The organism is Candidatus Cloacimonadota bacterium, from assembly GCA_011372345.1.
Classification (GTDB): Bacteria; Cloacimonadota; Cloacimonadia; order Cloacimonadales; family TCS61; genus DRTC01.
Genome location: DRTC01000318.1, coordinates 1 through 3,736 on the forward strand (window position 1 = coordinate 1; position 3,736 = coordinate 3,736).

The 3,736-nt window shown below is 34.9% G+C and carries 3 protein-coding genes; all 3 read right to left on the reverse strand.

The window, feature by feature from the left end:
* Nucleotides 1-433 (reverse strand): hypothetical protein (locus tag ENL20_06175; protein ID HHE38140.1); only part of this gene is annotated, 433 nt, incomplete at its 3' end.
* On the reverse strand, nucleotides 434-829 hold the full coding sequence (locus ENL20_06180; protein ID HHE38141.1) for a cobalamin B12-binding domain-containing protein: 396 nt from the start codon (nucleotides 827-829) through the stop codon (nucleotides 434-436).
* Nucleotides 830-876: 47 nt separating this feature from the next.
* Complete coding sequence (locus ENL20_06185) at nucleotides 877-3,543, reverse strand: tetratricopeptide repeat protein (protein HHE38142.1); 2,667 nt, start codon at nucleotides 3,541-3,543, stop codon at nucleotides 877-879.
* Nucleotides 3,544-3,736: the final 193 nt, after the last annotated feature.

The window sequence follows — 3,736 nt, forward strand, 5'->3', positions numbered from 1 at the left end:
CTTCAGAACTTATTTCGTTACCAAAAACATCAAAACTCGATTTTGGATTTTCCTGAACTTTTAATGTCAAAAGAGGCTGGTTTTTGATTATTTTTTTTAATTCTTTTATTTCTGATGTATTTTCTATATGTTGAGGATCTATGGTTTCATTCTTCTCGATCAGATACGAAACTTCAATTTCAGGTTCGTGTTTTTCTCCCAGGGCAATGAGGAAGGGCTGGTTAAATTCTTTTTTGATCTGTTTCTGTTTTAAATAGTTGCTGGCGTTTTCAAAACCAAACTTGATCCCTGCTTGTTGAAGCAAATTTGAAATTTCCTTTTCATCGAACAGGTTTTGTGTTTCTTTAATGGTCAGATAAGCGGAAAATCCATTATCAGCAATTTCCAGGATGATGTTTCCATCCGGATTTGTAAAAACCTTATTTTCGGACATTTATTTCTGGATATTCTGGTTTATAAAATCGATGATCTCTTTTGAGGTTGCTCCGGGTGTAAAGATACCTTTGAAACCTTCAGCTCTTAAAAACTCAATATCTTCGTCCGGAATCACTCCTCCGCCAAAAAGCAGAATATCGTCTGCTCCTTTTCCTTTGAGAAGTTCAGCAACTTTTGGGAAAAGGAAATTATGAGCTCCCGATAGTAAACTGAGTCCAACAGCATCGACATCTTCCTGGATAGCAGCAGTTACAATCTGTTCCGGAGTTTGCCTGATCCCGGTATAAATTACTTCCATTCCTGCATCCCGAAGAGCCTTGGCTACATATTTTGCACCTCGATCATGACCGTCGAGTCCTGGTTTTGCGATCAATATTCTGATTTTTTTATCCATCTTAGATCAACCTCCGGTAAAACAAATTTTGCTTCCTGCTTTTCAGGTCAATTATTTTCTCGAGCTGGAGATTCCTCATCAATCATCTCAAGCTGCAGTTTAGCCAGTTTTTCCCCGCTTTTATACGAACATTCAGTGAACAGTTTTAAAGCTTTTTCCAGTTTTTCTTTTGCCCGTTCTAAATTATTCCTGTCTTTTTCCATCATTCCCCAGTTAAAAAGAGCTTTTCCTTCTCCTTCTTTATCACCGATCACCGCAAGTGTCTGCTGCTGCTTTTTATACAATTTTTCAGCTCCGGTTAAATCTTTTTCCTTTTCAGCAACAAGACCTAAATTACCCAGAGTATGAGCAATACCTTCTTTATCATCTGTTTCCTGCTGCAAAATCAGATTTTCCTGATAAATAGTTTTTGCTTCTTCAAATCTTTTTAGAGACATAAGAATATCTCCATGAAGGTCATTGGCGTATGTTATCCCTACATTATCCGATATTTGCCGGCATATTTTTTTGGATGCTTCGAGGTATTCCATTGAAGTCTGGTGATCTTCTAATCTGAAATATGATTCTCCGATATTATATAAGATCAAACCTTCCTGCACTTTATTAGCTACACTTCTTGCTAATTCCAGACCTTTCTTATAAAAGAATATTGCTTCTTTTACTTCTCCGTCTGTTGCTAACACCGAAGCAATGTCTGAATTAAGTTTACTGCATTCATTTTTGTTACCGATATTTTCAGCGAGTTTTAGAGATTCCTCATAGAACTTTCTTGCTTTTTGTCTGTGTCCTTGACGAAAATATACTACTCCGATTTGTCGAAGAGCGATTTGAATTAATATTTTATCTTTTTGTTCAGCTACTATTTTATAATGTCTCCGGAAAAACTTCATAGCATTCTCGTATTGAGATTTTCTTAAATAATAATTCGCCATACTGTTTGCCAGTTTTGCTTCAAATAATTTTTCATTTTCTTTTCTGAATACTTCAAAAAGGAATTTCGCTCTATCTTCCAGTTCTCTGTATTTATTCAAGAACCAGAGAGCATGGATATAAAATATCTCCAGATGAAATTTATAAACTTTAGTTTTCACTTTCCCCAGACTGGAGATCACATATTTCTCCAATTCCAGGTAATTTTGAATTGTTGCATATAATTTTGCTTGAAGATAATAGAATTTATCTATTATTTCTTTCTGATCAATTCGTGTAAGATCGATACCTGACAATTTTGTTTCAGCTTCTCTGGTATTTCCAAGCAAAATAAAGAGATCGATTTTCTGAAGCAAGATATCTAAAAGAATGTTTTCATTTTTCGCAGCAGAATTTTCCAAAATATGATGAAGTTTTGTATAGTAATCAAGAGCTGCTTGATTCTCATACATTTCTCTGGCTTTTTCAGCTGCTTTTCCTAAATAAAATACGGCTTTACTCTCAACATCTGCCATTTCAAAATTATAAGCAAGTTCTGAATAATGTGATTGTAAATTGCCTTCATAGACTTTTTCAATGGACTTAGCCGCCAGCTTGTGATATTTAGTACTTTCGTTAGTTAATACTTTATTATAGATCGCTTTGTAAACGCTTTCATTTTCAAAAGACTGGTTAACCTTGCTCAATGAATGCCAGATGTTTTTTCTCTTTCCTTCGTGAATATATTTATCGATATTCCTGTTTTTCAGCATTTCTCCCAGAACTTTAATAGTAAAATTCTTTCCCAGAACAGAAGCCATTTTTGTAACTTCTTTCAAGTCCGGGTGCATGCTCTCAAATTTAGCATTTATCAGTTCGTCGATGTTGTCCGGGATCTCGAATCGATCAACAATGATCAGATCATTATCGATGATCTCACGGCTTTTGATAAAATCCACTACCTGTTTTAAGATAAGTGTATTACCCCTGGCTTTTTCATGGATCAGGTCCACAGTTTTATCGGGTAATTCTTTTTTTTCATCCAGATCGAGATTCAAATAATAGTCGATCAATTTTCTGGATTCTTCCCGGCTTAACGGCTCGATGATCATCCGGTGCAGAGGAATATCATTTTCAAAATTCAATGCAAAAGGAGAAGCATCTTCATTTTGACGACAGAGAATCAATAAAATAAAAGGAAAATCTTCAGCATTTATACACAATAATTTCAGAAATTTCACCGTATCATTATCTATCCAATTTGAATCATCCAGAACAATAACTGTCGGTTTTATCAAAGATAAAGCATAGAAAAAGTTCTGCAGAGCAGAGAGAATATTTTCATATCTGTTTTTCGGTTCGAGTTCTTCATATAGAGAATTCTTCCAGTGCAGATCCAATAATGCTCCCAGAAAACTTCTGGTTCGGATGATCTCATATTTTATTTTCTCATTTTCGATTTCACCATACAGAGAATGAAGTTTATCCTCGAAATTGGATTTATTTGTTTCTCCTTGATTTTCAGGGGATTGATCAAAAAACTCATTAAGAAAAGCAGTGAAAGGATTAAAACTTACCCGACGGGCAATATCGCAGGACAGAAAAATCCAGTTGAGTTCTTCTTTGTTTTTGTAGTTCTGCTGAAGTTCAGTAACCAGTCTTGTCTTACCGATCCCTGCTTTTCCTTCGATATAAACGACACCGCCGAATTTATTATTTGTTATTGGATCAAGGTATTGAGAGAGCTTTTTGATCTCGGATTCTCTCTCAATGATCTTTTCTTTGTAACCGAATATTGTCTTCATTTTTCCTCGTTTGGTTACTTCTTTTCTAATAAAAAAAAATCGGGCAAGGAAAATCTTACCCGAAATTTTATCCCTTCCGAAGCCTTTCTTTCAATTATTCTTTTGAAAGAGGATTCGGAAGGTTAGAATAATGATAATAAAGAATATACGATAAAACTTTCCGAATCTTATATAAGAGAATTTCTTTGTGAGA

Bases quoted from the DNA above. Each gene is read 5' to 3' on its own strand.
- ENL20_06180 (HHE38141.1), bottom strand. From the start codon at position 829: ATGGATAAAAAAATCAGAATATTGATCGCAAAACCAGGACTCGACGGT.
- ENL20_06185 (HHE38142.1), bottom strand. From the start codon at position 3,543: ATGAAGACAATATTCGGTTACAAAGAAAAGATCATTGAGAGAGAATCC.